The 23798-nt window shown below is 54.0% G+C and carries 19 protein-coding genes and 1 tRNA gene; 12 read left to right on the plus strand and 8 right to left on the minus strand.

Going from position 1 to position 23798, the window contains the following annotated elements; all coding sequences use genetic code 11:
* The first annotated feature begins 81 nt into the window (after positions 1–81).
* From ppk1 to SH467x_RS05945, 3 genes are all read left to right on the plus strand, one after another.
* On the plus strand, positions 82–2193 hold the full coding sequence (gene ppk1, locus SH467x_RS05935; protein WP_482370361.1) for a polyphosphate kinase 1: 2112 nt from the start codon (positions 82–84) through the stop codon (positions 2191–2193).
* A gap of 290 nt (positions 2194–2483) precedes the next feature.
* Entirely contained in the window at positions 2484–3593 is a 1110-nt protein-coding gene (locus SH467x_RS05940; RefSeq protein WP_482370362.1) for a transposase, read from the plus strand.
* A 460-nt stretch (positions 3594–4053) separates the two neighbouring features.
* Entirely contained in the window at positions 4054–4497 is a 444-nt protein-coding gene (locus SH467x_RS05945) for a hypothetical protein (RefSeq protein WP_482370363.1), read from the plus strand.
* A 17-nt stretch (positions 4498–4514) separates the two neighbouring features.
* Here SH467x_RS05945 and SH467x_RS05950 read toward each other — a convergent pair whose 3' ends face one another.
* The gene (locus SH467x_RS05950; protein ID WP_482370364.1) at positions 4515–5723 is read right to left on the minus strand and encodes an aminotransferase class V-fold PLP-dependent enzyme; all 1209 of its coding nucleotides are present in this window, start codon (positions 5721–5723) and stop codon (positions 4515–4517) included.
* A 14-nt stretch (positions 5724–5737) separates the two neighbouring features.
* Positions 5738–6487: a sugar phosphate isomerase/epimerase family protein gene (locus tag SH467x_RS05955; RefSeq protein WP_482370365.1), complete on the minus strand. Its 750-nt coding sequence runs from the start codon at positions 6485–6487 to the stop codon at positions 5738–5740.
* Between the two features lie 96 nt (positions 6488–6583).
* On the opposite strand from SH467x_RS05955, the gene recG reads away from it, so the two are divergent.
* The 4 genes from recG (at position 6584) to SH467x_RS05975 (ending at position 14923) form a co-directional block, all read left to right on the plus strand.
* On the plus strand, positions 6584–8812 hold the full coding sequence (gene recG, locus SH467x_RS05960; protein WP_482370366.1) for an ATP-dependent DNA helicase RecG: 2229 nt from the start codon (positions 6584–6586) through the stop codon (positions 8810–8812).
* Positions 8813–8890: 78 nt separating this feature from the next.
* Positions 8891–10546 carry a hypothetical protein gene (locus SH467x_RS05965; RefSeq protein ID WP_482370367.1) on the plus strand — a complete coding sequence of 552 codons (1656 nt, stop codon included), beginning with the start codon at positions 8891–8893 and terminating at the stop codon, positions 10544–10546.
* 59 nt (positions 10547–10605) lie between these two features.
* Positions 10606–12009, plus strand: a complete 1404-nt coding sequence (locus SH467x_RS05970) for a DUF1501 domain-containing protein (RefSeq protein ID WP_482370368.1) — start codon at positions 10606–10608, stop codon at positions 12007–12009.
* A 130-nt stretch (positions 12010–12139) separates the two neighbouring features.
* Positions 12140–14923, plus strand: coding sequence for a phosphoenolpyruvate carboxylase (locus SH467x_RS05975; RefSeq protein ID WP_482370369.1), 2784 nt, complete (start codon positions 12140–12142; stop codon positions 14921–14923).
* A 21-nt stretch (positions 14924–14944) separates the two neighbouring features.
* Here the strand turns inward: SH467x_RS05975 and SH467x_RS05980 are convergent, their stop codons facing one another.
* Together SH467x_RS05980 and SH467x_RS05985 are read right to left on the minus strand one after the other, a co-directional pair.
* The gene (locus tag SH467x_RS05980) at positions 14945–16408 is read right to left on the minus strand and encodes a Gfo/Idh/MocA family protein (RefSeq protein ID WP_482370370.1); all 1464 of its coding nucleotides are present in this window, start codon (positions 16406–16408) and stop codon (positions 14945–14947) included.
* 143 nt (positions 16409–16551) lie between these two features.
* Complete coding sequence (locus SH467x_RS05985; RefSeq protein ID WP_482370371.1) at positions 16552–17037, minus strand: EVE domain-containing protein; 486 nt, start codon at positions 17035–17037, stop codon at positions 16552–16554.
* Positions 17038–17059: 22 nt separating this feature from the next.
* Between SH467x_RS05985 and dinB the strand changes: the two genes are divergently transcribed.
* Positions 17060–18259 carry a DNA polymerase IV gene (gene dinB / locus SH467x_RS05990; RefSeq protein ID WP_482370372.1) on the plus strand — a complete coding sequence of 400 codons (1200 nt, stop codon included), beginning with the start codon at positions 17060–17062 and terminating at the stop codon, positions 18257–18259.
* A gap of 17 nt (positions 18260–18276) precedes the next feature.
* Here the strand turns inward: dinB and galE are convergent, their stop codons facing one another.
* A complete protein-coding gene (gene galE, locus SH467x_RS05995) occupies positions 18277–19260 on the minus strand; it encodes a UDP-glucose 4-epimerase GalE (RefSeq protein WP_482370373.1) in 984 nt (327 codons plus the stop codon).
* A gap of 105 nt (positions 19261–19365) precedes the next feature.
* On the opposite strand from galE, the gene xerD reads away from it, so the two are divergent.
* Entirely contained in the window at positions 19366–20319 is a 954-nt protein-coding gene (xerD, locus tag SH467x_RS06000) for a site-specific tyrosine recombinase XerD (protein ID WP_482370374.1), read from the plus strand.
* A gap of 244 nt (positions 20320–20563) precedes the next feature.
* On the opposite strand, the gene rpsG is transcribed toward xerD, so the two are convergent.
* From rpsG to SH467x_RS06015, 3 genes are all read right to left on the minus strand, one after another.
* Positions 20564–21034: a 30S ribosomal protein S7 gene (rpsG, locus tag SH467x_RS06005; protein WP_482370375.1), complete on the minus strand. Its 471-nt coding sequence runs from the start codon at positions 21032–21034 to the stop codon at positions 20564–20566.
* A gap of 136 nt (positions 21035–21170) precedes the next feature.
* Positions 21171–21539, minus strand: a complete 369-nt coding sequence (gene rpsL / locus SH467x_RS06010) for a 30S ribosomal protein S12 (protein WP_146676577.1) — start codon at positions 21537–21539, stop codon at positions 21171–21173.
* Between the two features lie 83 nt (positions 21540–21622).
* Positions 21623–21705: transfer RNA gene (locus SH467x_RS06015), tRNA-Leu, on the minus strand.
* A gap of 311 nt (positions 21706–22016) precedes the next feature.
* Here SH467x_RS06015 and SH467x_RS06020 point away from each other — a divergent pair.
* Genes SH467x_RS06020 through SH467x_RS06030 form a run of 3 tightly spaced genes read left to right on the plus strand, consistent with a single transcriptional unit; the run spans position 22017 to position 23762 of the window.
* Positions 22017–22538, plus strand: coding sequence for an RNA polymerase sigma factor (locus tag SH467x_RS06020; protein WP_482370376.1), 522 nt, complete (start codon positions 22017–22019; stop codon positions 22536–22538).
* Positions 22528–23136: a hypothetical protein gene (locus tag SH467x_RS06025; RefSeq protein WP_482370377.1), complete on the plus strand. Its 609-nt coding sequence runs from the start codon at positions 22528–22530 to the stop codon at positions 23134–23136. Before SH467x_RS06020 ends, SH467x_RS06025 begins: the two co-directional genes overlap by 11 nt.
* Entirely contained in the window at positions 23133–23762 is a 630-nt protein-coding gene (locus tag SH467x_RS06030; RefSeq protein ID WP_482370378.1) for a hypothetical protein, read from the plus strand. The genes SH467x_RS06025 and SH467x_RS06030 overlap by 4 nt, the downstream gene beginning before the upstream one ends.
* Positions 23763–23798: the final 36 nt, after the last annotated feature.

Below are 23798 nucleotides of genomic sequence, written 5' to 3' on the forward strand. Positions count from 1 at the left end.
TGCAAACCTCGGGTTTTTGCGCATGAAATGGAATCGGTTGACTCTCAACCGGAATGGAAAAGCAATTCCCGGCTGCCTCCTATGAAACCCAATAAATCCCATTTCATCAACCGAGAGCTCAGTTGGCTCGAATTCAATCAGCGGGTCTTGGAACAAGCCCTCTATTCAAAAGTTCCTGTTTTAGAGCGATTGAAGTTTCTCGCGATCACTGCCAGCAACATGGACGAGTTCTTCATGGTGCGAGTGGGAGGGTTGCAACTTCAACAGTCCCAGGGAGTCGAGACGAGCGATCCAAGCGGACTCACGGTATCTCAGCAGCTCGAGCAGATCGATGAACGCGTTCACGCCATCATTCGCGACCAATACAACTGCTTTCTAACACAGATCGAGCCCACGCTGACCGCCGAAGGACTGGAACGCGTCCCTGCAGCAAAGGCATCGGCCCGACATCGCGAAACGCTCGTCCGATTCTTCCGCGAAGAAGCTTATCCCGTCATTTCGCCCATGGACATCGACCCGGACGGGCCCTTTCCTATTCTTGCAAACCTGGGGATGCACCTGTGTGTTCGGATGGCAAGCGGCGATTCGGAGAAGCCCCATCGATTCGCCATCGTGCCCGTTGGAAAAGCCCTTTCGCGATTTATCACGCTTCCCAGCGATAAAGGCTACTCGTACGCGTTGCTCGAAGATATTGCGTCTCATTTCATCGAAGAGTACTACCCGGGCAAACGGGTTGAGGAATGTGTTGCGTTTCGGGTAACACGAAATGCCGATGTATCGGTGCGAGAAGATAGCGCTTCGGATTTGATGCATGGAATGGAGGAGGTGCTCCATTCCCGAAGGTCCGCTGGATTCGTGCGCATCGAAATCGAATCGAAAGCATCGGACGCCACGGTCGAGTTTCTCACCGCGAGATTGCGGCTAAAGGCGCAAGATGTGTTCCGTATTCCTGGACCGCTCGATCTATCAAGCATGATGTATGTAGCGGACATAGAAGGTTTTCCTGCGTTGAAGAACACGGCGTGGGTACCGCAACGATCTCCGATAATCGATCCGTCTCAGAGCATGTTTGAAACCATTGCGGAACGCGATGTATTGCTCTGCCATCCTTATGAAAGTTTTGAACCCGTCGTGCGCTTCATCGAAGAAGCGTCCAAAGACCCGGATGTCCTGGCGATCAAACAAGTTCTTTACCGGACGAGTCGAAAGAGTCCTATCGTTGCGGCCCTGAAATCAGCGGCGGAGCGAGGTAAGTACGTAACCGCGATCGTTGAGCTCAAGGCCCGTTTTGACGAGCAACGGAATATTGAATGGGCCAGGGAGCTTGAGAAGTCAGGTGTACAAGTCGTTTATGGCGTACGCGGTTTGAAAACACACGCGAAGGTCTGTATTGTCGTCCGAAGAGAAGCATCCGGTATTGTTCGCTACGTTCACTTTGGAACAGGCAACTACAACGAAGTGACTTCACGCATTTACAGCGATATAAGCTACTTCACCTGCAATGAATCGCTTGGCCGCGACGCTAGCTCCTTTATCAACGCCATCACGGGGTACAGCCAACCGCAGCCTTACGACAAGCTCGATTCTGCCCCGCTCGGCCTTAGAAAGAAGCTTTTATCGTTGATTCAGGTTGAAACGCAGAACAGAAAGAACGGCCATAAAGCGTACATAGCTGCAAAGATGAATTCTTTGGTGGATCCAGAGATCATCGCAGCATTATATGAAGCTAGCCAAGCGGGAGTTGTGATTCGACTGAATGTTCGCGGAACATGTTGCCTCAGACCGGGAGTGCCGGGATTGAGTGAGAACATTTCCGTCGTAAGCATCGTTGATCGCTTCCTTGAGCACGCACGTGTCCTGTACTTTTATCACGGTGGCGATGACGCAGTATTTATTAGCAGTGCGGACTGGATGCCTCGTTCATTCGATCGACGCGTCGAGTTGCTAGTCCCGGTTGAGGATACAGTGTCCAAGCATCGATTGATGGAGATCCTCGACACCTATTTCCGCGACAATCAAAACTCGTGGCGATTAAACGAGGATGGAAGATACGAACGGATCGAAGTGGAAGGTTCACAAGCCAAATTTCGGGCCCAGCGCGCGCTATACGATTCAGCCGTGCAAGCTATCAAGCAAGCAGAACATGCGGCTCGCACTACATTTGAACCCCATAAAGCAGCCGGCCAAGCTTAAAGGAAGCACAAGTCTTTCAACTTTGCCTCCCCCCTCGCTTCCACAAAGCAACTCATCTAAAAATCCACGCCAATGGGATAGACGCTCCCTGATCAACCTCCTCGTACCTCCTGGTGAGTGTCCCCAGTTTTTGGTTCCGAAAAATTTCCTGCTGGCACCTCTTCCCCACTCTTGTAGGTGGGATCTCGAGACGCTCCAATAGATCGCTCGCACAGGATCGTGCACGGCAATCCGAATGAATCGCCCCTTGTTTTGCCGATGTTTTCCCTTTCGCCCAAGGAATTCAGATCATGCGCACCGCCCGCGCCGATATCTACCGTCCCGACGAAGTCGCGACCGTCCACACCATCGCCACCATTGTTCGCAAGTACTACTTGCTAGGCGATGATGCTCTGACCCGCAAAGACTACAGCCATCGCTGTCTCTGGATTACCAAGCAAATCGAGGAACAGGCCCAGTACTTTGGCATCGACGTCTTAGGTCATGCCATCATGAGCAATCACTTCCACTCGGTCTTGCGCTCCCGCCCCGACATAGTCCAAGAGTGGGACGACACCGAAGTCGCCAGGCGCTGGATGTTGATGTGTCCCAAGAGAAAGAACAAAGACAAGAGTCCGGCGGAGCCGAACCAGAAGGAGCTTGACGCCATCCGCACCAAGCCAGAGAAGGTCAAAGAGATCCGGCTTCGGCTCAGCGATATCTCGTGGTGGATGCGCATCCTTTGCCAGCGAGTGGCCAAGCGAGCCAATATGGAGCTCCAAGAGACCGGCCGGTTCTTCAATGGCCGGTTCAAGTCGATGAGGTTGCTCGATGACGAGGCCATATTAGGCTGCATGAGCTATGTCGATTTGAATCCCATCCGAGCCCAGGTTACCAAGACGCTGGAGGGCTCCCAGCACACGTCGGTAGCCAAGCGGATCGCCGCGCTCACGCAAGTGCTAGGAACAGAGGTTCAGCCACCGGAGGCTTTGCAGGAGGGAGGGTCCCAGCAATCCAGCTCGTCAGGCGAAGATCCAGTCTTGTGGCAGCGTCGGTTGCCCGACGCGTACTTAGCGCCGATCGAGCTGGTGGATGAGAAAGGGAGTGCGGGGAGCAAGCCGAGCAAGACGCAGAAGCGGTGCAGTGACAAGGGAGTGGTTCCCCTATCTTCGATGAGCTACATCCAGCTGTTGGATGCAACCGCCCGGATCATCAAGGAAGGGAAGAAAGGCTTCACACCGGAGGAGGTACCCCCGGTGTTAGAGAGGTTGAACATGGATCCAGCGCGCTGGATCGATTACACGACCCAGTTCAGCCGGATGTTCTCTTTAGCGGCCGGCGGAGTGCGTAGCATGAAGGAAGCCAGGACGCTCGTTACGAAGCGGCAGTATTACTGTCCGCAATACCAAGGTCGTACCTAGCGGCAGGTCATTCAGTCCGCAGGCGGGTTGTCGACGCTTCCAGCGACGCAATTTGCCGCGTGCCGTCGACGTTGACCGAAATCAGCATCCCCCAATCCCCCTTCTTCTTGGCATTCCGTGCGGACCTCCCCCCGCACGAGGGTTCTCGCTGCGCGCCGCCTGACCAGAAACGGCCCCAAAACCCGTCTTTCGCCCCTCTTCGGCCTCCAATCCCCCACGCGCCCCTCAAAACCCGCCCCCACCCCCCTCCTCCGGGGGGCCACCCCCACCCCTGGTGAGTGTCCCCAGTTTTTGTTCCCCAGTTTTTGTTCAGTTTTTGGGTGGGGATACTTATGACGCTGGCGGCCATGGACACGCACGGGTGCGTAGTGGTGGCAGGCGGGAGAACGAACGGGTATAAACGGATCAGTCGACGAGGCTTAGCCAGGATAAAGTCATGAAGTAAACCGCGGGTAACCGAATGAGTGCGGATCAAGCTCTACCGAGCGGCGAAAAGAGAGCCACGCCCGTGAATCCATACGAGCCTTCCTTTGCTCAGTTCGAGAGAGTGGGGCAAAGCGATAAAAACTCACTTGGCAGAAGGTTACCGATTTCTATCCTCATGGCTCTCTGCGGATCGATATTTGGTGGCCTCTTTGGGTTCGCAGCCTTTACTCTGATCGACGCCCTGAAAACAGAATCGTTCTCTCTCCAAGAATTGGGGATCCTCTTCTTCTCAACCTTCACGCTTTATCTAGCCTACGTGTGCTTGGCTTTTGCTTGGCGTTTTCTCAGGTATACCCCTTACCGAAACGGACTCTACTTCTCTCCCTTAAGCATTGCACTTTTTGGTTTAGTGGGGAGTATCGCTCTGGTTGCAATGTTGCTGTACCAGATTGTTGCCTTTGCCCGATCTTGGTTCTGATCGAAATAGCGACCTGACTAAGTCGCCCCAGCGAGAATTCGCCTTAAGGCACGAGCGAACAACTCGATCTCTTCGAAAGTATTGTAGATGTGCGTCGATATGCGAAGATAGTCGCCGGTTGGATGCAAAATGCGATTTATTTCAATCTGATATTCCAACCAAAGACGCTCACGCACCTTGGCGGCATCCAAGGTGAAAGCGGTTCGCAAAGTTGTTAATCCACCACGAAGCTGTCGATCTTCCGGTGTGACCACTTCCATACCCGGCACGCGAATGGTGCACTCGCGAACAAACTGGGATAATTCAAAGTGCCGTTGCTGGATAGCATCGTATCCGAATTCTTCAAGCAAGTTGAACCCATGTTCAAGCAACAGCCAAGGAGTGCAATCGCGTGTTCCTTCCAGCTCAAATCCTCGGATCCAAGGTGTCGATCCCATTCCATTTGGCGAGTGCGGAGTCGAGGTCTCACGTGTATCGTAATGCCCCCAACTCACCTGCCATGGTGCTAATGACTCCTCCATTCCGCCACGGCAATAAAGAAACGCTGCACCAACTGGAACCATCGCCCATTTGTGCAAATTCGCTGCATAGAAATCGGCTTGCAGACTCTCGAGCGAGAGTGGAATCATTCCAGGAGCGTGGGCGCCATCGACAAAGGTAATCACCTCGCGTTGCTTTGCATGTTTCAAAATCTCCTCCATCGGCAAAACATGCCCGGTGGTGTAGAGAATGTGACTGACGTAAAGCAGACGAGTTCGGTCGGTGAACGCCGCAGCGCATGCTCTTACGTAGTCGCCAGGCTCTTCAGATTCGATCGGCAACCGGAATGTTTTGATGGTCCAGCCATTTCTCTTCGCGGCTCTCTCCCAGGCCCATACCAGAGCACCATACTCTTGATCCGATATCAGGATCTCCGAGCCGGCCGGCAGGGACAGCGAAAGACAGAATGTATTGACTGCCTGCGTGATGTTATTGAACAACACTAGCCGATCGGGCGATGTTCCGAGATGCTCCGCCAAGCGAGTCCGATTCCTCCAAAGTTCCTCGCCATGCGATCGCCAAACGTAATCGGTGGGGTTGCGGTGAAGATGGGTACGCAACTCGATCGCTAAAGCGTGCGAAATCTTCGGAATAAGCCCCGAGGTCCCTGTATTCAAGTAGACCCAATCGGGGTGCATTTCGACCTGCTCTCGCACCGACTGCCAACGACCCGAGTCACCCTCCATGGCAAAACCTTCCGTTACAAAAGGCTGTCAAGCAACAACCTAAGCTTGCGTAACTCCTGCCGCATGTCCATCTCATCGCTCGGCGTCATCTCTACGCACAGGGCCCGATCATAACCGACAGTCTGAAGCTGCGTGATCAGTCGGCCATACTCGATCTCCCCTTGGCCCACTCGCACTTGAAGCTTGTCCTTTTTGGAATCGCGAAGATGGGTATGGTAAACGTACTTCAGTAACTTCTCGTAGTTTTTGTTTCGATTGTTGCTGCACAAAATGTGGCTTGGGTCTAACGTTACGCCCACACCAGGGACATAGTCGCAAAGGTTCTTCACCGTATCCGGATCTTCGCTCAAACAACCCATCTGTGTTTTGATCGAAACGCGTGCTCCTCGGTCTTCGGCGATCCGCACCATGCGTTGGAGATGCTCCACCTCCTGATTGAACGGCGTTCCATGCTCGCCACTCGGAATCGTCAACGTGACCACCTTCGTCGCTTTCGCCAAATCGCAGATTTTTTCGAATCGACGATAATGCTCTTCTCCTTCAGCGAGAATTCGGACGTTATAACTGCAAATATCCAGTCGATGCGTATCACGTACCAAACGGAGGCACTCGTCGAACTCGTCGGCAATGCGCGCCGGTGGCATCTGCTTGCCCGCATCGTCCATCACGATTTCGACTGCGGTGAATTCGAGATCCGATAGAACCTCGATCACTTCGGGAATTGGAATCTCTGGAAAACAACCGGTGGATGCTGCTACGATCACGACGCGTATCACTCCTTTGAAGCAAAAAACTTAAGTCGCCATTATCCAAGGGAAACGCAAACTGACAACTACGGTTTTTGAAGAGGTGGTCGCAAAGTGTCCGGCTTTCAGTCACATCTAGGCGAATTCCACTCGCCGCGACCGGATGAATCGAGCCACGCACCCACGACCAAGGAGGCGAACGCCTCTGCCGATCGAAAGAAGCTGGATCCCCAAACTCCGTTACAGTTCGTTCCGGGGATCGGTCCTCTACGTCTTGAACTTTTCCATAAGCTGGGCATCCGCAAACCGCTGGATCTCCTCTTTCTCTTCCCGAGGACTTACCAAGACATCGCCCCCTATCAAAGCATTGCCGAACTTGTTCCAGGGGTTCGAGCTACGGTCGTTGGCCAAATCGTCGATTTGGATCAACGATTCGGTTTTGATGGACGCTCCACCCTTGGAGTCCTTTTGGCTGTCGAAGGAGGTGGATACGTTCGCTGTGTTTGGTACAACCAAATGTTCCGGCGGGATCATTTTCATCGTGGTATGACGCTCGTCGCAACCGGTGTCCCGAAATCAACCGGTATCTCATTTGAAATGAGGCATCCGGAGTTTCTCGTCCTCGGCGATCGCACTAATCTACCTGCCCCACGCCCCACGGCCATTTACCCCCTCACCGAAGGTCTCTCGCAAAAACATATCGCCGCCGCAGTCGAAGCCACTCTCGAGGACCTATTACCCTTTGTCGAAGAAGCACTGCCGGATCGTATTCGATCTCTTGCCGCTGGCTTGCTCTTCGCCGACAAGAGGGACCTATTCGAACAACACTCCGAACCATTGCTCGGCATTGCGGAAACCCTGCGACGCCTACATCTGCCAGTAACTCTCGAGGAAGCTGACCAAGCTCGATTGCGACTTATCTTCCAAGAGCTTCTGGTCTACCAACTTGCTATCGCAATGCGCCGTTACAAGCTTCAACTCGAAAACGGAGCCCCATCCCTGCCGATCACTCCTCAACTCCACGCACGTATCTTGAAACGAATCCCGTTTAAACCCACGGGAGATCAACTGCGGGTTATGGAAGAAGTCCGCGCTGATATCGAACGAACCATTCCCATGAATCGATTGGTACAAGGTGATGTCGGAAGCGGAAAAACGGTTATCGCACATTACGCCATGCTCGCCACCGTCGCGAATAAGCACCAAACCGCCCTCATGGCCCCGACCGAGCTTCTGGCTCGACAGCACTTCGAAAAGCTACAAAAACAACTTGCTGGTAGCCAAGTCATGGTGGAACTGCTAGTGGGATCGCTCGGTACTCGTGAGCAACATGAACTTCAACAACGCATTGCGATCGGAACCGTCGATATCGTGGTCGGTACGCAAGCATTGCTGAGCCAGCATGTTCAATTTCACTCGTTGGGATTGGTCGTGATTGATGAACAACACAAGTTCGGCGTCGAACAACGCGCTGCACTGAGAGAAGGCCGAGTTGTACCTCATTACTTGGTTCTCTCCGCCACTCCCATTCCACGCAGTATCACCATGACCCTGTTCGGGGATCTAGACGTCTCCATTCTGCGCGAAAAACCCCCTGGCCGCGCTCGAGTCCACACCTACCTTGGGGAGGAGCAACAGAAATCACGTTGGTGGGACTTCGTTCGAAAACAACTTCAAAGCGGCCGACAAGCCTACGTGGTGATCCCTCGCGTCGAGTCAGACGAAGAAAATGAAATGTTGGGAGCTGAGCAAGTCTTCGCGGACCTCTCGGAAAACGAACTCGCCGACTTCCATGTCGAACTACTACATGGTCGGATGGATGGCGAGGAAAAACAGCAAAAACTAAATCGATTCCAATCCGGTGAAACACAAGTCCTGATCGCTACTACCGTCGTCGAGGTCGGAATCGACGTCCCCAACGCGACCTTGATGGCCATCCTAGACGCCGATCGACTCGGACTTGCTCAATTGCACCAACTGCGCGGTCGGGTCTCTCGGGGACAGTTTCCGGGCTACGTTTGCCTCTTTCCTAGCAAAAAATGTGAACCACTCGAAAACGAACGCCTCCAAAGCTTGATCGCTATCGACGACGGATTTCGCCTCGCCGAGGAAGATCTCAGGCTCCGCGGAACCGGTGATTTACTTGGTACCAAACAAGTCGGAGCCCCAGCTTTCCGCATCGCCGATCTCAGCCGCGATGGCGAAATCCTCTCCGCAGCCCGAAAAGTCGCCCAAGAACTCGTCACGAACGATCCCGATCTCCATGCCCCCGATTTGGCAAAGCTGAAAAAACTAGTTCTCGGTCGCCATGGGAACCAAGCCAATCTTGGCGACGTCGGATAACTTAAATCTCGCTAGGATCGCGATTTCCCATGCCGTATACTGTATGCAACCCGTTTCTGTTGCAAGGGAGTTTGGACCATGGACAAGATCTTTAAACAGGTCTCCAAAGCTCGGCGTTATCTCTGGCTTCAAAAAGCCTTGGCTATCCTCCCCGGATGGCTGCTCCTCTCTTTTAGTATCGCGTTCGTCGCCTTGCTAATTCCCAAGCTTTGGTATGTCCCGTACACCTTCGAGTCCTGGGGACGCAATGGGTTGTTGGCTGCAACCGCTGCCGCGCTCGTTGGCACCCTCGCTCACGCTTGGACGCTTCGCCCTTCCCTGCGCAGCTCCGCGATCGAATTGGATCGCCGCTTCCAACTTCGAGAACGGATCAGCAGCGCTTTAGACCTCACCCCCGACGCGCAACAAACGCCCATTGGCACCGCACTCCTGCACGATGCGATCCGCCAAGTTGAACGTATCGACATACGAGACCAATTCCCTATACGTCCTAATACGGCGACCCCCTGGGTCCTCCTGCCCATCCTCTCCTGCATCGCCCTCTTTTGGGTGCCAGATGCCGGCCAAGCCGCCGAGAACGCATTGCTTCTCGCTTCGAAAGAACGAATCCAAAACGTTAAGGCCCAAACAAAACCTGTCTTGGAACAAGTCAAAAAACTTCGCAACGACCTCGAAGAAAAAGGACTCCAGGAAGCCGCCGACGAATTCAAAAAACTTGAAAAGAAACTGGAGGACCTTCAAAAGTCCGACAAAGCAGACGTCAAGAAACTGCTCGCTGATTTCAACGAGATCAAACGAGAAATGGAGCAACGCAAAGAATCGCTCGGATCCTCCGATACGCTTAAGAAAGCAATGGAGAATCTCAAGAAGCTTGATCAAGGCCCCGCCGACAAAATGGCCGATTCACTCCAAAAAGGGGACTTCAAACAAGCCGAGAAAGAGCTCGAGAAGATGCTCGATCAACTGAAGTCAGGAAAGCTCTCCGAACAACAAAAGGAACAGCTTGCCAAACAATTGGACCAAATGGAAAAGGCATTACAAAAAGCTGCACAGGAGCAGCGAGAGGCAGTCGAGCAACTCAAAAAGGAGCTTGAAAAGGCAGAAAAATCGGGTGATCTAGAGAAGACGGGTCAGCTTCGCAAAAAATTGGAGCAAGCGGAAAAATCGCTCAGCAAATGCGAACAGTGCCAATCCATGTCCGAGCAGCTTGCTAAAGCTTCGCAAGCCATGAAGGATGGCAACATGCAGGAAGCCCAACAAGCCATGGAAGAGATGATGGACCAGTTGGAGCAAATGTCCTTAGACTCCGAGGCTCTGGCCGAATTGCAGGAGATGATGGACGAAATGCAAAACGCGAAGAACTCGTCCAACTGCAAGAGTTGCAGCGGAGAAGGCTGCGCGGAATGCAATGGCCAGGGTAAGGGGAAGAAAGATGGAGAATCCCGCTTCTCGAAAAACAGCAAAGGAGAGGGTAAAGGGGAAGGTGATCGCGAGGAAGAAGAAGATGCAACCAAAGATTTTGATTCCCAAGTTCGTGAGCAAATGCGGAAAGGCGAGACCGTTTTCGGCGGCAAAGTGGGAGGACCAAATCGAAAAGGGATCTCCAAGGAAGAGGCCCGCGAAGCCATTTTGAATGCCGCGCCGGAAGATCCTGATGCCATCGAAAGTTTGGTACTCCCCAAGGCACAACGAGAACAACAACGAGAATACTTTGAACGCCTGCGCGGTAATTGATCCGCCACTCCCCCACTTTCCCCCCTCCCTCCCTACCTCTCCTCCTACCTGTCACCACCATGTCTTGCTCCGATTTTCGTCGCACGCAGTTCCACCGAAGAACCTTGCTCCAGTTTGGCTCGTTGGGTATTGGGGGCCTTTGGGGAGGAGGGATGATGCCGTCGATCCTCGCCGCGAATGATGGGGCAGGTGAAAGAGACAGTCTCCATGCGATCGCACCGCGGGCCAAGCATGTACTATTCCTGCATCAGTGCGGCGGGCCAAGCCATATTGATACATTTGATATGAAACCGGATGCCCCCGATTCGAGCCGCGGCGAATTCAAACCGATATCGACTTCGGTTCCCGGTACCATCGCTTGCGAACATCTCCCCCGCTGGTCTCAAACGATGCATCACTGGGCTCAAATTCGAAGCGTTCGTCATCGAATGAAGAACCACAATCCGGCGGGCTATTACTGCTTAACTGGGCACGCACCTCCAACCGACGACATCCGACTACGCGACACCATGGAGCTTTATCCCGCCTATGGAAGCATCGTTTCGAAAATGCTCGGGCCAGCCGAACAAGGCGTGCCACCTTTCGTCTCCTTTCCCCATATCGTCTCTGATGGCTCGGTCACACCTGGACAGCACGCGAGTTTCTTAGGCAAGAGACACGACCCTTTTTTCTTTCAAGGTGACCCCAACGATCCAGGTTTCTCGCTCCCCGAGCTAACGCTCCCCGGTGATATCAGTTTGGATCGACTGGAAAGCCGTCGAGAGATGCTCCGCATGGTCGACTCGCAAGCGAGACTGGCGGAGCGGTTCGCGGAGGCCAAAGGGGTGCAGGAGTTTCAAGAACAAGCCTTTTCGATTCTCTCGTCACCGCGATTTCAAAAGGCATTTGACTTGTCGCAAGAATCCGATGCGCTGCGAGATCGCTACGGACGGACTAAATACGGTCAATCTTGCTTGCTCGCTAGGCGGCTGATCGAGACGGGCGTTCGGTTTGCTACCGTCTACTTCTCACGGGGCATCGGCGGAAACGGATCCGAAGGTTGGGACACCCACCAAAAGAATTTCACCGAGCTTAAAGACCGATTGCTCCCCATGACAGATCAAACTGTCCCCACACTCATTGAAGATCTTCACGAACGTGGACTACTAAAGGATACTCTCGTTTTATGGATGGGTGAGTTTGGTCGAGGTCCTAAAATCGGCGACCGCGATGGCAAGGGCCGAAATCATTGGCCCGATTGCTACACCGTCATGATGGCGGGGGGTGGAGTGCAGGGGGGAGCTGTGTTCGGAAAAAGCGACGCACAGGGAGCCTATCCCGCCGAGAATCCCGTAGGACCAGAAGACATTACCGCGACCCTCTACTGGGCCCTTGGGATTGACCCCAAAGGAGAAGTCTACAACCACCAAAAACGGCCTATGCCGATTGCAGCGGGCAAACCGATTCAATCGATCTTTAGCTAGGCGGCGATCCCTCACGCAATTCAAAAATGCGAGTAGCTAACCGGCAAAATCCCGTTTAGTCTATGCGTTCCTCTCGAACGGTTGATTCCGCATTCGTCTCGCATTGCACTTCGTTAGAGTTTGCCACGTCATGGTTGTCGAAAGCATTTTAGCTTTGAATGAAGAGAATCTTCTCGATCAATGGAACTGGATTCTTGAGTGCCTTCGCGAGGTGCTCCAAGAATCCGGGGATGGCGATCTCGCCCAGTTGCTTCCACTACTGGGAGATGGTTCCGTTCCGCGACAGATCAGCAACGATTCCGTCCACTTGACCCAAGCCTACTCGATCGCGTTTCAACTCTTAGGAATGGCCGAGCAAAACGCGGCCGATCAATTTCGCAAATCGGTAGAACGGAGGTCAGGTGCCGATGCCTTGCCAGCACTGTGGGGAGACTCACTTCGTCAGCTCCAAGACAGTGGGCTGACATCAGAACAGATTGCGAAGGAATTGCCTAAGATGCGAGTCGAGCTCGTTCTCACCGCGCATCCCACCGAAGCGAAGCGTGCGACCGTCTTGGCACACCACCGCCGTTTATTTGAACGGTTTCAGCAGAGGAGCGCCGTCGCGAATGCCGGCACCGATCGCGTGGATCCCGTGCGTGAAGAGATCGACTACGCTGTGCGAGCTATCCTCTCGATACTTTGGCGGACTGGCGAAATCTACTTGGACAAGCCGGACATCCAATCTGAGCGCCGCAACGTTCTCGATTACTTGACCCATGTGTTTCCCTCGGTTCTGCGACCGCTCGATCAACGCCTTCGTCGCGCTTGGAGCGATGTCGGATTGGATCCTAAAGTCTTCGAGGATCCTCTTGTGTTTCCCAAGCTCACGTTTGGGACTTGGGTGGGTGGCGACCGCGATGGCCACCCTTTAGTCACTGCCGAGGTTACACGTCAAAGCCTGCTTGAGATGCGAAAGAGCGCGATCGGTTTGATCCAACGACAACTTTTGCAGTTGGCTCGATTGTTAAGCCTTTCCGCCTATTGGCAGAAGCCAGACCCTGAATTTTTGCAAGCGCTCGCATCGGCGGCCAACCGCTTAGGTCCAGACGGGAAAAAAGCGTTGGATCGCAATCCCAACGAACCTTGGCGGCAGTTCATCAATACCATTATCGCGCGGCTTCCCAAACAAGACACAACGCAGGATGCCATCGTTCGCGAAGAGACACCGACCTACCAGCGTTCGGTCGAGCTCTTGCGGGATCTGCGTATCTTGTACGACAGTTTGATCGCGTGCGGACAACGGCATGCGGCCGAGTATTCGGTCCAGCCGTTAATGCGAATCGTGCAAACCTTTGGATTCCACCTCGCCGTGCTCGATGTACGCCAGAACAGTGCGTTTCACGACACGGCGGTGGAACAATTATTGGTGGCTGCCGGATTCGAACGCACCAACTTCTCGCAGTGGAACGAAGCCGAGCGTCTGGAGTTACTCACAAAGGAATTAGCTTCCAAACGACCCTTTGCTCGCCCCGATGTCTCGCTCGGCCTAGAAGCCGATGCGGTTCTCTCCTCCCTCCGCGTCCTTAAAGAATATCGATCTGCCTACGGTGAAGATGGGCTCGGCGCATTAATCGTGAGCATGACTCGCAACGCATCGGATCTGCTGGTTGTGTACTTGTTAGCACGAGAAGTCGGTTTGATGGAGGAAACGGCGGACGGATTATTATGCCCTCTCCCAGTCGTACCTCTGTTTGAGACGGTCGATGATCTCCAGCATAGCCCCGTGATCTACGATCGGTTCCTGAGCCATCCGATCACACAGCGCAGTTTGGGTGCGATCCAAAAGCACAACGAGGAATCGAGTCCTGTCGGGCAGATTATGATTGGCTATAGCGATAGCAACAAAGATGGTGGTATCCTCGCCAGCTTGGTTCACCTTCGATGCGCTCAGAAAGAGCTCTTCGCCGTGGGCAAGAAGCACGGAGTTCGCGTTCGTTTCTTCCATGGTCGCGGCGGGACCATTAGCCGCGGAGCTGGGCCTACGCATCGTTTTATCAAATCGTTGCCCGACGACACACTCGGAGGAGATCTACGCGTTACCGAACAAGGGGAGACGATTCCGCAAAAGTACGCGCACCAATCGACTGCCATCTACAACTTGGAATTGTTCTTAGCAGGCGTCACGCGCAAAACATTATGGGATTTGGGGCATGATGAAGCGGAGCATCCGCTCGAAGGGACATTGACGCAGTTGGCACAGTGGGCTCGCGAGTGCTATACGTCTCTTTTGCACTCCGATGGATTCGTCACATTCTTTCGGCAAGCCACTCCGATCGATGCCATTGAACAGAGCCGTATTGGTTCCCGTCCCGCGCGTCGTACAGGACAACAAACCTTGGCCGACTTGCGCGCGATCCCTTGGGTCTTTAGCTGGGGGCAAGCCAGATTCTTTCTTTCTGGGTGGTATGGAGTCGGTACTGCGTTAAGCCAATTGAAGGAAAAGGAGCCCAAACTTTTCGACGAGCTTTCCAAGACTATGTCGCAGTGGGCACCGCTTCACTATCTCATCAGCAACGTAGCAACCAGTTTGGCTGCGACCGATCTAGAGATCATGCGATCGTATGCTGGGATGGTCGATGATGCTGAACTCCGATCCCGCTGCATGAATTTAATCGAGTCGGAGCTAGCGTTGACCAGCCGGATGGTCGAAACGATCTATGGTGGATCGTTAGCGCAGCGAAGACCCAATGTGCAACGCATGATGAACTTGCGAGCCTCCGGGCTTCGCGTGCTCCACCAACAGCAGATTGGATTGCTTAAGATGTGGCGGAGCTACCATCGCATGCAAGCGACCAACGAAGCAGACAAGCTCATTCCTCAGCTTCTGCTCACCGTCAATGCCGTCGCCAGCGGGCTCGGCACAACCGGCTGACCAAGACAACTTGAGCGATGGTTAAAGGTTCGCAATGTCCGGCAATTCGAAACCGGTGTTTTTCGGATCCCTGAGAAGCTTATTGGCGGCGACCGCGTGCTCACCCGTATGCCGCTCGGTCTTGGGATCGAATTCCAGCCAAGGTCCGACGGTGTATTCGGATCCATTTTCGGGAACTCCGACTCCATTGGCCATGATGTCATGCAGCGCCAGGAAATGTTCTGCCGCGTCTTTGTTGTCCCCAAACTGTCCCGCCTTGGCGTTGAACGGGACTTTCGTACCGAGGCGATAGGAGTTGTTGATCAAGTGTCCGAGGACACAGCCATAGTGAGCGTCGAGCGCATTCCCATTTGCCATTTCTGGCTTGCCGGCGCGGCAAGCGGCGATGAAGCTTCCCCAATTTCCACCGGGTGTCACTTTACCGTTGGGAACGTCGACAGGCACCCCTTTGGAGTCCCCCTTTGCGAAGTAGGTGCGACCGATAATCTTGCCTCCGTCTTCGAAGTAATATTCGTTCTCGACCTGCTTCTTGTAACCTTTGTAGTTCACATTGCGAACATTGAAGTAGACAAATTGGCCGTTCGGGTATTCTGCGATGCCAAACATGGTGTTGGGAGTTTCGCCTCCATCTTTCCACTGAAAGCGGCCCCCTATTGCCATCGCTCGCACGGGATGGGTTTGGTCGGTATCGAGCGCCCAACGGGCGATATCGAGTTGGTGCGTTCCTTGGTTGTTCAGATCTCCATTACCGGTTGGCCAGAACCAGTGCCAGTTGTAGTGCACAAAGTTGGAGTGGTAACGATCGATCACCGCTGGCCCTTTCCAAAGGTTCCAATCCAAATTTGCTGGAGGAGCTTCAAAGCGATTCTCGCCGATGCCATTTCGTTCCTTGCAGCAATAGCCATACGAGATCTTCAATCGACCAAACTTTCCAGCTTGGATGGCTTCATGCAATCCAGCCCGTTTGGCATCGCTTCGGTTCTGAGTACCATGCTGAACGACGACCCCGTATTTCTTCTGTGCTTCAACGGCGATGCGACCCTCGTGAACATCGTGGCTCATCGGCTTTTCGACGTATACATGCTTCCCGGCTTGCGCTCCCCAGATGGTCATCAAGGAGTGCCAATGATTAGGAGTAGCGACAGAAATCGCATCGAGATTCTTGTCCTCGAGAACTTTGCGAAGATCAGCGGCTCCTTCCGTTTTGAAACGCCCCCCCGACTTTTCTGCGAGCCCCTTTAGGGCATTCGCGAGCACCTTTTGGTCCGGGTCGACGAGATAAGCAATCTCGACATTCTCCTGCCCCAGCCAACCTCCCATGTGACTTTGCCCGCGTCCGTTCACACCGACCACTGCAATCCGCAATCGATCGTTCGCCCCGATGATGTTTCCGGAGGCTTTCGTACCGGTGATGAGCAATGCTCCCGCTGCGGCGAGCGAACCGGAAAACGAGCGGCGAGAGACCTTGGCAGGAGAGGATGACATGGCGAACTCCAATGGTGCTATCAGGTGGGGAAATTGAGAAACTCGCAAGCCCCCTCAGTATAGCTCTGGCCGCTAACGCTGTGGGCTTCCTGTTCGCACGCATCTGGATCGCACGAACACCGCAGGGGTCAGCCCCTGATCCATCAAGCGGGTTTCCCTCGCTTCACGATGGTGTCAAACTCCTTTTTTCTCACCGGTTGGACGCTCAGACGGCTCCCTTTGCGCAGGAGCTCCATCTCGGAAAGCTGCGGCAACTCCCGCAGCATGGCGAGGGATTGCGGCACGCTGAATTTTGATTCGTACCGAATATCCACCATCATCCAGCGAGGGTTCGTGGGGTCGGTCTTCGGGTCAAAGTGAGGATCCCCGGGGTCCCAAGCGGTGTGATCGGGGTAGGCTTCTCTGCAAATCGAGGCGATCCCGACGACACAAGATGGATCCGCATTGCTGTGGTAGACCAAGACTTTGTCACCGAGTCGCATGGAATCACGCATGAAGTTTCGCGCTTGGTAATTGCGAACACCATCCCAGCAAGTCGACTGGTTAGGGGCGTCTCGCAGATCATCGATCGAGAACACATCCGGTTCGGTCTTCATCAGCCAGTAGCGTTGGGAAACCGCTCGATTCAACGTAGCACTCCAGGAACGTGGAATGGGAGGAGATTACAATGGGAACATGATTCTTCATGTTGACATGGACGCATTCTACGCATCGATCGAGCAGAGGGATAACCCTGCGCTGCGGGGAGTACCTCTCATTGTTGGTGGGTCTGCAGAAGGCAGAGGTGTCGTCGCCACGGCGAATTACGAAGCGAGACGTTTTGGAATCCACAGCGCGATGCCGGTTCGCAAAGCTTTGAACCTGTGCCCAGAACTCACCATCGTCCGGCCTCGCATGGATGTCTACGCACAAGTTTCGAAACAGATTCGTGAAATCTTCGAGTTGTTCACCCCCATCGTCGAGCCACTCTCCTTCGACGAGGCCTTTCTCGATGTCCGAGAGACGGCTCACCTCTTCGGTGGAGCGGAATCCGTCGCGAAGTCAATTAAAGCGACAATTCAATCTCAGTTGGGATTGGTGGCCTCGGTCGGAATCGCTCCCAACAAGTTCCTCGCGAAGATCGCCAGCGATATCCGAAAGCCCGATGCGTTAGTCGTCATCGATCCTGACCAAATCGCAGCGTTCCTCGACCCTCTCCCTATCGAACGATTATGGGGTGTCGGGAAAGCGACGGAGGCGACCATGAAACGAATTGCCATCCGAACGATCGGCGATCTCAAACGCCTGGATATCACCGCACTGGAAGATTTGTTCGGGAACAGTGCCCAACACTACTGGGAGCTAGCACGCGGAATCGATCCTCGTTCCGTGGTTCCATACCGCGAGGCCAAATCGATTTCTAGCGAAACAACCTTTCCGGAAGATATCGCCTGTCGAGAGGACCTCTACGGCTGTTTGGTCTATCTCGTTGAAAGCGTCTCACGAAGATTGCGAGGGCATGGCTGGAAGGGCAAGGGAATCGAGATCAAAGTGCGTTATCACGACTTCCATTCGATCACTCGCTCCCAAATTTTACCCCATCCCACCGATTTGACCGCAGAGCTGCTCCAAGGTGCAACTCTCTTGTTTCAGACTAAAATACCGCAGGATCAGCGGCCTGTGCGACTGCTGGGGTTTGGAGTCCACCACCTCCGTCAAGACATCTACGAACAGTTATCTCTTTTCGATCAGCCACAAATCGAAAAACAACGCTCACTCGATCAAGTCACCGATCTCATCGCGAATAAATTCGGACGCAACGCGATTCGCCGGGCGGAAGGGAATCGCTCTCCCAAACCGCGAGATCGGTGAAGCGAGTTGTTCAAGCCTCAGTTGGAGTAGCCGCGAGGATGGGATTGATGCCACTTCCAAGCGGTCGCGACAATATCTTCAATTGCCACATACTTTGGTTTCCATTGCAGTTCTCGTTGCGCTTTGGTGCTGTCGGCGATCAAACATGCAGGGTCCCCTTCGCGACGAGCTGCATCGACTGTGGGAATGGGGTGGCCCGTCACCTTTCGACATGCCTCGACGACTTGCAGGACGCTATGCCCCACCCCGGTCCCCAGGTTCATTTGTAAGACCGAGCTGGGCTGAAGCTTCATCAAGGCGGCAAGGTGCGCTGTAGCCAAATCGTCTACGTGGATGTAATCGCGAATGCATGTTCCATCCGGGGTTGGGTAGTCATTGCCGAAAACGGAGACATTCGCTCGTTGTCCCAACGCGACTTGCAAGACGATTGGAATCAAATGGGACTCCGGATCGTGGTCTTCGCCAATCTTGCCATCTGCGGCGGCCCCTGATGCGTTGAAGTAACGAAGAGCTGCCACACCAAAACCATAAGCGTGCGCGTAGTCCTCGAGTGCCCGCTCTACAACTAGCTTGGTAAACCCATAGGGATTGATTGGGTTTTGAGGAGTGTCTTCCGAGATAGGCATCTTCTCAGGTTGGCCGTAAGTGGCGGTCGTGCTGGAGAAGACGAATCGCCAGACTCCGACCGATCGCATCGCTTCAAGCAACTCGAACGTCGCGCTGACGTTGTTCTGATAGTACATGGCAGGATGCTGCACGGACTCCCCAACCAATGCAAAGGCCGCAAAATGCATGACCGCATCGATCTCTCTATCCCGCATGACCTCTATAAGCAACGCGCGATCGGTTAGATTCCCTTCAATCAAGCAGTCCGATGGTACGCTTTCTCGATGGCCTCGGGAAAGATTGTCAAACACCCAGACTTCATGCCCCTGCGACTGAAGCAAGCGGACGGTATGCGATCCGACGTATCCAGCACCACCAACTACAAGTATCTTCATCCAAGAGGCTCCGGGGGCAAATCACAAAATTCTGATCGACGATTCTTCCAGTGAATGCGATCATCCTAAATACTGTACCGAAAACCCGCGAGTGGGATTGTGACCATGGCCGTCAGCAAGCTGAAGAAACTCAAGCAAGGGAGCATCGAGCCCCAGGCCCCGTCGGAGACCATGTCGGGCTGGATCGAGCGGTACACCGTCTATCTTCAAAGCGAATGCCATCTCGCGGATAACACAGTGCAAGCTTACCGCCGCGATTTGGAACACATGAAAGATTGGCTCCATGGCCGATCTCCAACGAAAATAAAAATCGAGGACCTTACCGATTTTGCCGCATATCTCAAAGGTATCGGTCTTGCCGCCACCTCGATTTCACGCCACATCGTCGCGATTCGAATGTTCTACAAGTTCCTGCAGCTCGAATCGGCGATCGACGAAAACCCCGCAGAACTCTTGCTGACCCCCAAGGTTTGGAGCCGCGTTCCCAAAGTCCTTACCGTGGGGCAAGTCGATCGATTCATGGCTGCGCCTCGCCCTTCCGATGCACACTATTTGAGGGACCGAGCGATCCTAGAACTCATGTATGCAACGGGCTGTCGTGTCTCGGAGATCAGCAATCTTTTGGTGGCGAATACCCACCTCAACGAAGGTTACTGTTTGGCGGAGGGGAAAGGGAGCAAGCAGCGAATGGTCCCGCTTGGTGAACGCGCTATCGACGCCGTTCAAACCTACATGAACGCTTACAGGCCCAAACTCTTAGGCAGCCGAAATCCGTCCGCTTCCCCCTGGCTCGTTCTCTCCAGAACGGGACAACGATTGCGACGGGAAGCGATTTGGGAGTTGATCAAGCGATGTGCGTTGCGCGCTGATGTCGATCCTGAAATCAGCCCTCACACCCTGCGCCATTCTTTTGCCACACACCTCCTGGCAGGGGGCGCCGATCTGCGGTTGATTCAAGAAATGCTGGGGCACGCGAACATTCAAACCACACAGATCTACACCCAAGTCGACAACGGCCGACTCAAAAAAATCCACGCGCAGTACCACCCTCGTAGCTAACTTCCTCCACCAATTGCGGCAAGCGGTTTCCCTAGCGTTCCGAGCCTCCCGTTGAGGAGACGATGTGAACGATTGGCGGGAACAATGGGTGCTTTGGGCGAGATGACAAAACGGTCGAGGACGACCGCTCGACGAGCAAGACAGACGAGCGCGACTGTTCGACGGGCAAAACGCAAGAGGCCAGTTCGAAAACTGACCTCTTTGAGTTTTGTTGTTTGCTATTGGGACGTTGCCCAAGTTGTACTTACCAGGCGAAGTGTGCGAACGCCTTGTTGGCATCTGCCATGCGGTGGGTATTCTCGCGTTTGGTAATCGCAGTACCTTCCTTGCGGTAGGCGGCCATCAGCTCTTCAGCGAGCTTGACGTGGGTCGCGCGACCCTTCTTATCGCGAACCGCTCCGAGAACCCAACGGAAGGCCAAGCTTTGCTGGCGATTCTTGTTGACCTGCATCGGAACTTGGTAGGAAGCACCACCGACGCGCTTCGAGCGAACTTCGATGTAGGGCTTCACGTTCTCGATCGCTTGCTCGAAAACTTCGATCGAAGGCCGATCCTTGATCTTTTCAGCGATTTCATCCAAAGCCGAGTAGAAAACCGCTTGTGCAGTGGTCTTCTTTCCGTCGTACATCAAGCAATTGATGAACTTCGATGCCAACAAAGAGTTGTATCGTGGGTCGGGTCGAAGGGTGGTTCTGGAAGCGGTGATCTTGCCCATGAGTGCGTTGTCTAACTAATAAACATTGAGAATCTGCTTGAAAATGGCTCGCCATCAAATGGCCGCTGCCTGGTCGGCTTTTCGCCGTCCCCGTTGAGAGCCCGGATTGGTTATCCGGACAAATTGCTATCTAAACCTAGGCCTTCTTCGCGCCGTAACGGCTGCGGGACTGCTTACGGCCGTTGACCCCGAGGGTATCTCGGCAACCGCGAACGACTTGGTAACGAACCCCTGGAAGGTCCCGCACCCGGCCGCCTCGAATCAAAACGATCGAGTGTTCCTGGAGATTGTGACCTTCACCAGGAATGTAAACCGTCACTTCTTTGCCATTGCTCAATCGGACCCGAGTGATCTTTCGGAGAGCCGAGTTCGGCTTCTTTGGAGTCATGGTTCGGACGAGCAAGCAAACGCCTTGTTTTTGTGGGCATTGCTCGAGCACCGGGCTTTTCGTTCCCTTGCGCTGAACAATTCGATTTCGACGGACCAGTTGGTTAATCGTTGGCATACTTCAACTTTTCAAGGAAAATCGTCTATCTTGCGAATCCGCCGCCCAATACTGTTTGTTCGGAGTACCAAAGGTGCTCGAAGTACCAAAGGTGGGAGTCGAACCCACACGTCCTTTCGGACACAGGATTTTGAGTCCAGCGCGTCTGCCATTCCGCCACTTTGGCGTCAATTGGGGCTGATTCACCTATCTCAATACCGAACGGCAATTGCCGCACGAAATTTCTAGGGCCGGAAAGTGTACTTATGTCACCCCAACATCGGCAAGTCCAACAGAAAATTTTCTGCCAGTTTTCGGTTCCTTCCCTAAGTCCCTCCTTTTTTTTACCCATTTTTTTCTTGTCCGTGAATAAATGGTTGGGATCGCACCTCTTAATGGCGTCGGATCGTCTGCCACTCAGTCGATCGTGTGGCTTTGCGATCCTCGGTTGGTTCCCCGTTATGGTTCTGGAATGTCGACTCGCGATGGGGCTGGTATATGGCGTCATCGCCTGAGCGGCCTCTTCCTCCCGATCAAATTGCGGAAACGCATGCGGAGCTTCGCCCGGAGTTGGTCCGATTCGCTTGGGGAGTGCTTCGAGATTGGGCGCTCGCCGACGACGCGGTCCAGAATGGGTTTGTCGCCCTGGCCCGCTACGGAGGTGACGTCGAGCCACCGAGCCGGAAAAGCTGGCTTTACAAAGTGATCCTGCGAGAGGCTCTCAAGCTACGCAAGGGAACATCGAGTCGCCAATTGGAGCAGATCGACACCGTCGGCGAACCGGCGGCAACGTATCACCTTGATCCAGCACAAAACCTTTTGGATCGAGAGGAGTCGGAATGGATCCGACAGCAACTGAAGTGTCTGCCCGTCGAGCAACAAGAGGTGCTCGATATGCGGATCAAACACGAGATGACGTTCGCCGAGATTTCCCAACAGCTCGGAATTCCCATCGGGACCGCCCTTTCCCGTATGCGACTGGCCCTGCAAAAACTTCGAGAGCTTTCCGATGACCGTTGAGCCAAAACAAAACCTCGAGCACGCCGACCTGGACCTGCAAGCCATGTTGTATGTGCTGGGGGATCCTGCGATCGACCGATTGGCTTTCGAGTCGACGATGGAAAGCACCCCGGAAGCGATGGAGTCTGTCGCAAGAGCGGTCGAGATCCTTCACGGCGTACGGGGCTCCCTGTCTCGCCCGCAACCCGTTTTGCTTCAACCCCTTCCACTGCCGCCAGCTTACCCGCAGCCGGTTCAAGCTCTCTCCCGTCGATCGCTCTGGCTCAAGCCCGCCGTTTGGCCCCTCGCAGCCTGCTCGCTTGCTGCTTCGCTGCTCACGATTCTGGCGGTATGGAAGCCTGACGCTGAACCGAACCAGCGTTCGGACTGGTCTGCCATCGCCTCGGCTTGGTCGGACGTGCATTCCACAGAACAGCGATCGCCCGATTCAGGGACCACCCCAGACGCGAACGCACCTGCATTCGAAGCAAGCGACTTGGTGCTCGCAAGTTTCGAACACGATGATGAACCGGAATCCATCGAGTCGGATGATATCCCAAGTTGGTTGATTATCGCTGCTAGCAGCGTCCATCCTTCCTCCGAGGAGGCTTTGCAATGATTCTCGGTGTGGTAAATCTCGCCAGCCTTCGCAACGCATCGTTCCTCGCAGCGGTGGGATTAGCGACATGTAGTTCGGTGCATCTTGTGGCACAAGACCAACCGGCGACCAAACAGGCTGCCAATCAATCAGCTATCGCGGAAGATGATTCCTTTGAGGAAAACGAACAGCTCGCCTTGGAGTTTGTAAGATCGCACCATCCCGAACTTGGAGAATTGCTCTTCGTGCTGAAGGATATGGATGCGGATCAATACCAAACAGCCATACGGGATATCACCCGCGCTCGCCAACGGATCGAATCGCTCGCCAAACGTTCCCCGGAACTCCAGAAGATTGAGCTCCAGGGCTGGGTGATTCAATCGAAGATCGACCTCTTTCTCGCGAAGGCGGTCGCCAGTGATGGAAAGTGGAATCGAAGCGACTTGAAAGGTCTCGTCGAACAACGAGTCGCCAATCAAAAGAAGCGGTTGAAAGTCGAGCGAGAGAATCTCACGGCTCGCATGCAACAAATCGACGAGTCACTTTCCAAACTCGAAGGTAAAGAAGCCGAACGAGTTGAACAGCAACTTGGTGGAATGATTCGAAAGCTTGAGTCCAAACGCTCCTCCGCCAAACGCAAACCATAACGCCCGACTGCACCTAAGAAACTTCCAGACGCCCAA

The organism is Brakhagea slesvicensis, assembly GCF_052161625.1.
Classification (GTDB): Bacteria; Planctomycetota; Planctomycetia; order Pirellulales; family Pirellulaceae; genus JBKCUI01.